General features: G+C 28.1%; 6 protein-coding genes and 1 pseudogene. 4 read left to right on the top strand and 3 right to left on the bottom strand.

The genetic code is table 11. The features are described from left to right. Positions 1-107: 107 nt before the first annotated feature. On the bottom strand, positions 108-1,031 hold the full coding sequence (gene twy1 / locus QZ146_RS01415; RefSeq protein ID WP_295721730.1) for a 4-demethylwyosine synthase TYW1: 924 nt from the start codon (positions 1,029-1,031) through the stop codon (positions 108-110). 291 nt (positions 1,032-1,322) lie between these two features. On the opposite strand from twy1, the gene tpiA reads away from it, so the two are divergent. From tpiA to QZ146_RS01395, 4 genes are all read left to right on the top strand, one after another. Next, positions 1,323-1,991, top strand: coding sequence for a triose-phosphate isomerase (tpiA, locus tag QZ146_RS01410; RefSeq protein ID WP_295721736.1), 669 nt, complete (start codon positions 1,323-1,325; stop codon positions 1,989-1,991). A gap of 165 nt (positions 1,992-2,156) precedes the next feature. After that, positions 2,157-2,792 (top strand): MBL fold metallo-hydrolase, encoded by a 636-nt coding sequence (locus tag QZ146_RS01405; RefSeq protein ID WP_295721728.1) that lies wholly within the window; start codon positions 2,157-2,159, stop codon positions 2,790-2,792. Between the two features lie 224 nt (positions 2,793-3,016). Then, entirely contained in the window at positions 3,017-4,249 is a 1,233-nt protein-coding gene (locus QZ146_RS01400; RefSeq protein ID WP_295721734.1) for a phosphoglycerate kinase, read from the top strand. A 44-nt stretch (positions 4,250-4,293) separates the two neighbouring features. Next, the gene (locus QZ146_RS01395) at positions 4,294-4,632 is read left to right on the top strand and encodes a DUF2085 domain-containing protein (protein ID WP_295721726.1); all 339 of its coding nucleotides are present in this window, start codon (positions 4,294-4,296) and stop codon (positions 4,630-4,632) included. Between the two features lie 35 nt (positions 4,633-4,667). On the opposite strand, the gene thiE is transcribed toward QZ146_RS01395, so the two are convergent. Together thiE and thiM are read right to left on the bottom strand one after the other, a co-directional pair. Then, positions 4,668-5,312: a thiamine phosphate synthase gene (gene thiE, locus QZ146_RS01390; RefSeq protein ID WP_295721724.1), complete on the bottom strand. Its 645-nt coding sequence runs from the start codon at positions 5,310-5,312 to the stop codon at positions 4,668-4,670. Positions 5,313-5,389: 77 nt separating this feature from the next. After that, positions 5,390-6,258 (bottom strand): annotated as a pseudogene (thiM, locus tag QZ146_RS01385) (hydroxyethylthiazole kinase). Between the last annotated feature and the right edge of the window lie 375 nt (positions 6,259-6,633).

Here is a 6,633-nt window from a genome sequence, read left to right as displayed (position 1 = left end):
AAATTGTATTTTTACAAACAATTATAAATGAATATGATAAATATAAAAAATAAGAGATTTCAGCCCGAATTTTATTCAGAAGATTTCAGACCCCTAAACCAATTTAATTACTTATCGGGTGTAAGTAGTACTACGCGACTTATATCTGACTTATCAGTTACGCTACGTCCACAATTTAGGCCAATTTCATTTGCAAAGTTTTCAACTTCTTCAATTGTTGGCATATTGTCTAGAGTTAATCTTTCACGTGATGATCCGACACACATATAGGCTTTTACTTCAACATAATCTGGGTTTGCAATTTCTATAAGTTTTGCATATTCTTCAGGTGAAATCATATTTTTTCCTTTAACGAGGGTAATTCGTATAGCAGTATTGTTTGAAAAACTATTAAGAATATCTAGTGATTTGTTTAAATTGTCCCAACCTTCTTTTATTTGAGGGTTACATAGGTCATTATATACAATACTGTTAGGTGAGTCTAAGGAAAGATAGGTTTGTCGAGGTTCATTTTCTAAATTTGAAAGTTTTTTATAATACTGTCCATTTGATACAAGGAATGTGGAGAAATTTCTATGGTTAAACTCTCCTATTAGCTCATCAATATCTGGATATAGTGTTGGTTCTCCTGCAAGTGAAATTGCAGCATTTGTTGGTTGTTTTAATTCTTCAAGTTTCTTTTTATCTGCATTATCATTTCCATAATAACCACATAAAAGTAGATTATGTGCTTCTATTGCCTCATCAATAATGGTTTCAACGTCATCATAAGGACCATTCCATTCTGTTTCTGTAAGTGATAAGTCTCTCCAGCAGAATGAACATTTTTGTTGGCAAAATGGTACTGCAGGTGACATTTGAAGACATCTATGGGATTTAATTCCATAAAATTTTTCCTTATAACATACTCCACGGTTAATTATACTTTCCCTGGTCCAATGACATATTTTACATGCTGCATGTCCATATTTGCCTACAAAACGATAACCACTATGTTCTAGTATTTTTTGTTCATCTATAGTAAGTGACATATTATCATGAATAAATTTTGTTTTACTTTAATTATTTTTAAAATTAATTTTAATTTAATATTTAATTTAAAAAATGTATTTTTCTTTAAAAACTAATTTGTATTTTATTTTTATTAAATTTTTATAATCATTTTCTAAATTTAATCAAATTTAATGTTCATTAATTATTATTATTAAATATTTTTATAATTTTTATTTTTAAAAAATATTTATATTATTAATCTAATATAACTACTATTAACATCTTGATTAAATTCATAATTAAATTTAGTGAGGTATTTTATGAGCAAAATAAAAACTCCAATCGTTATTTTAAATTTTAAAACTTATTTAGAGTCTTGTGGAGATGATGCATTAAATTTAGCAAAAGCTTTACAAAGTGTTCAAGAAGAAACTGGAATTAAAATGGTTGCTTGTCCACAGGCATGTGATATTTATAGAATAAAAAATGAAACTTCTATTGATGTTTTATCTCAACATATTGATGCAATTACACCTGGAAGTAACACGGGTTCTACACTCTTTGAAGGAGTACTTGCTTCTGGAATAGATGGATCTTTGCTTAATCATTCTGAAAAAAGACTTACTTTAGCAGATATACAAGAAGTTAATCAAAAATTAATTGACAATAATTTAATTTCATGTATATGTACTAATAATGTTGAAACAAGTGTTGCAGCTGCAACATTTAATCCAGATATTGTTGCTATTGAACCTCCAGAATTAATTGGTTCAGGTATAAGTGTTTCACAGGCAGAACCTGAAATTGTTGAAGGTACTGTAGATAAGGTTAAAGCAATTAATTCTAATGTTAAAGTTTTATGTGGTGCAGGTATATCTACTGGTGAGGATATGGCTCAAGCACTTGAATTAGGTGCTGAAGGAGTTCTTCTTGCATCAGGTATAGTTAAAGCGGATAATCCTAAAGATGCTTTATTGGATTTAGTAAGTAAAATATAATATTAATTTAGTTTTTTAGTTAGTTTTTTTATTTACTTATTTATTCGTTTTTTATTTTTTTTTAAAATTTTTTTATTTTTATTAAAGTAATAGGTAATTTATTTTCTAACTTAAAATTAAGCGTTTTTAAAATATTAAATAATTATTTAATCTATTGGTGATGGGATGGAAAAAATAGATAATATTATTCCGATTATAAGTAGGGATTTTAATTCAAATGCATATATTTTCAATGATATTCTAGTAGATCCGGGAACTGCTTCTAATATTGACTATTTGCTTGAAAATATTAAACTTGCAGGTTTATCAATTGATAATATTAATAAGATTGTTAATACTCATTGTCACTTTGACCATACTGGTGCAAACGAGTATTTACAAAAAGAATTCGGCCTTGAAGTATATTTACATAAATTAGATGCAGATGCTATAATCCGTCGTGATGGGGAAGAGACGGTTGCAAGTCATTTTGGATGTAGTGTACCCGATATTAATGTTAAAATCATTGAAGAAGGTGATAAGTTTTATGACTTTGAAGTACTTCACACTCCAGGACATACTCATGGGAGCATATGTTTATATAATGGTCAATCACTAATATCTGGAGATACTGTCTTTAGTGATGGAAGTTTTGGACGTAGTGACTTTAAAACAGGTTCACAAACAGATTTGAACAAATCACTTAAAAGGCTTGCAGACTTAGATGTTTCAAATCTTTTTACAGGTCACGGTCCATATGTGGAAGCTAATGCAAATCAGCATATTGCTTTATCTAGTAGAACTGCATCTATGTTATATTAATGCTTATAACTTTATATCTAGATAATATTCACTTTTACTAGCAATCACTGATTTTGATAAGTTTATTAAATATATTATCATTAAATTTTAGTTTATTAAATATATTATCATTAAATTTTAGTTTATTAAATATATTATCATTAATTTTTTTGTAAATAAAATTACTAAATTTTATTAAATAGTATTAACATATCTTATAAATAATTTATTTATATTGAGTGAGAATAATGGCTTTAAACTTTAATACAATTGATGATTTTGATGTAGAAGGTAAAACTGTTTTATTGAGAATTGATATTAATTCTCCTGTTGATCCAAATAGTGGTGTGATTTTAGATGATAATCGTATGAAATTACATGCAAACACTATTTCAGAACTTGCAAGAAAAGGAGCTAAAGTGATTCTTTTAGCTCATCAATCTCGACCGGGTAAAAAGGATTTTACTACATTAAGACAGCATTCAAAAGTATTAACTCAACTATTGAATCGTAAGGTCCGTTATGTTGATTCTATTTTTTCTACTCCTGCTATTATGGCTATTAATAATCTCAATCCGGGTGAAGTTTTACTTCTTGAAAATGCTAGATTCTTTTCAGAAGAAAGCCTTAAACGTTCTAGAGAAGAACAATCCAATTCTATGATGGTTAAATATTTAAGTCCTCTTATTGATTTTTTTGTTAATGATGCTTTTGCAGCAGCACATAGAGGTCAGGTCTCACTTATAGGTTTTACTGTTAATACTCCTTCTGCTGCAGGACGTGTTATGGAATATGAGCTTAAAACTATTCTAAATACTTTAGATAATGTTGAATCTCCTTGTGTATTTGCACTTGGGGGTATGAAGGCTGATGATTCTATTATGGTATGTGAAAATGTATGTAGAAATGGTACTGCAGATTATGTTTTAACTAGTGGACTTGTTGCTAATATTTTCCTAGTAGCGGCTGGATATAATATTGGTGTGCCTAATATGGATTTAATTAAATCTCAAGGATATTTAGATCAAATAGAAAAATGTAAAGGTTTACTTAAGGAGTTTTCAGATCAGATTATCATACCAAGTGATGTAGCCCTTGAAATTGATGGGGAAAGGGTTGATGTTAGTGTTGATAATATTAGTGATAATCCTATATTTGATATTGGAAAAGAGACAAGTGCTAGTTATGCTAAAAGTTTAAGAAACGCTAAAACTATATTTGCTAATGGTCCTGCAGGGGTATTTGAAGACCCTAAATTCTCCATAGGTACAGAGGATATTATTAATGCTATTGCATCTAGTGATGCTTATTCTATTATTGGTGGGGGCCATATTGGTGCTGCGACTATAGGTATGGGTTATGAAAATAAGGTGGACCATGTTAGTAGTGGTGGTGGAGCATGTATTAATTTACTTGCAGGTAAAAAACTTGATGCTGTTGAAGCACTAATAGAAAATAGAAAAAAGTTTCATAACTAGAAATTTTAATTAAATTTATATATTTATTAATTTATACTTATTTTATGAAAGTTACTGACATTACAAAGTATATTTGTCATAGACGTCCTGATAGGACATTTTCGTATAAAGGTCATTATTTTCCTGTTTGTGCCAGGTGTACTGGATTTTACACTGGTCTAATTTTATTTGAAATTTATAATCTTTTAAATCCTGTTGATTTAAATTTCAATCTATTTTTAATATCTCTGAGTTTAATGATACCTGCTTTTATTGATGGTTTTACACAATATTTAGGTTTAAGGGAAAGTTTTAATACTTTAAGATTTGTAACAGGTGTTATTGGAGGTATTGGTTTAATCATAGCTATGACTTTTATTATAAAAATATTCTTAATTATCTAATCATTAATTGATTATAAGTTTATTAAATTCATTAACTATTTTTTTGTATATTTAGATAAGTTTTTAAACTCTTTAAGTAATATTTCACTTGATTCTTTTGGATCTTTTGAGTTCATTATTGCAGATACAACACATATTCCATCTGCATCTGTAGATGCAAGTTCACATACATTCTCTTCGCTGATGCCACCTATTGCAAGTACTGGAATATTAACTGATTCTTTTATTTTCTTAAATTCTTCTATTGTAACACTATCTGCATCATCTTTAGTTGATGTTGGAAATACTGCTCCACATCCTATATAGTCTGCACCATCACGTTCAGCTTTTATTGCCTCATCTACTGTTGATGCAGAAATTCCAAGTATTCTATCTGGTCCTAGTATGTCTCTTGCAATTTCTCCATCTAAGTCATTTTGGCCAATATGTGCACCATCTGCTCCAAGACCAATACATACACTTATTCTATCATTAATTATAAGAGGTACCTCATATTTGTCTGTTAATTCTTTAACTGCTTTTGCTCTTTCATAGAATGGTATAAGTTCAAGTTCCTTTTCACGAACCTGCACTACACTTACACCACCTTTAAGACTTTCTTCAATAACAGTTAAAAATTCTTCATCAGTTTTTCCACTACTATCTGTTACAAGATATAGTGGGTAGTTAATATTCTCCATTTTATCCTCTCTAAGCTCTTATAATATTTATTAAACAATTTTTAGTATTAGTTTTTATTAAGCAAGTAGATTAGTCTTTATATTTCTACTTTTTCTATATTTGCTCGTTTTAATATAATTTCACTATTTAATTTATATAGTTCATCTATAAGTGAGGTTCTAAATGATCCGGGGCCTAAATCATTATTTTTTATGTATTCTGCTGCAATTTCTCCAGCTATGGATATTGAAAGTGCACCTGCTATGGTTGCAAGTAATTTATCTTCATTAGAACCTATAAATCCTCCAATAATTCCGGATAACATACATCCAGAACCAGTAATATGGCTCATAAGAGGGTCTCCACTATTGAGTAAACATCTTCACCATCTGATATTATATCGATAGGGCCAGATGCCATAACGATTGCATTAGTTTTTTTTGCAAATTCTTTTACAATTTTACCATTTACTTTTATATTGTCCTTTGAGATTATATCTTCTTTTGCAACATCTACCCCCTTTACAATTTCATTGTTTTCTATCTCTATATTATATTCTTTTGCAAGGATCTTTATCTCAGACATGTTTCCACGAACAACAGTTATATTATAATTTTTAAGCATAAATAGTGCAGTATTTGTTCGAAGACTACTTGCTCCTGCTCCTACCGGATCAAGTAAAATAGGTTTATATATGTTATCTGCTTCATCAAGTGCTTCGTACATTCCCTCTATTTGACTTTTGGTTAAGGTTCCAATATTTATTACAAGTCCATTATCAATATTTACTATATCCTTTTGTTCTTTAGCCTCTTCACTCATAAGTGGACTTGCCCCTATTGCAAGTAATGCATTTGCAACGTCATTTACTGTTACATAGTTTGTAATACATTGTGTTAATGGATTTACTTCTTTTAAATTTTTTAATACCTGCGGGATTTTATTTAATATTTCAATATCACTCATTTTATCATCTATTTTTTTATTTTATGATTTTAAGATATTATTTTAATTATTTAAAATCAAATTTAATATTTTTTTAAATCTTATTATGGATATATTGAGTATAATATAAATATTTTAATAATAAATTTTAAAATCACTTGTCAATAATTATATTTTGATTATTTACTTATTATTCTATTATATTTTCTTTAAATTAGTTATAAAACTTATTTCTTATTTTCAATATTTTTCATGGGGTTTTTTATTTTAACATTTTATTAGAACCTTTTACATTTTGTTAGATGCTTTTTTACCATTAATAAGAAATTTTTACCATTTATAGGAATAATTTTATTTTTCTTTAAAAATTTTATCATATGATTAATAGTTAATTTT

Origin of the sequence: uncultured Methanobrevibacter sp. (assembly GCF_905235195.1) — an archaeon.
Classification (GTDB): domain Archaea; phylum Methanobacteriota; class Methanobacteria; order Methanobacteriales; family Methanobacteriaceae; genus Methanarmilla.
Note: the sequence above shows the minus strand (reverse complement) of the source record. Positions and strands in the feature narration are given on the sequence as shown.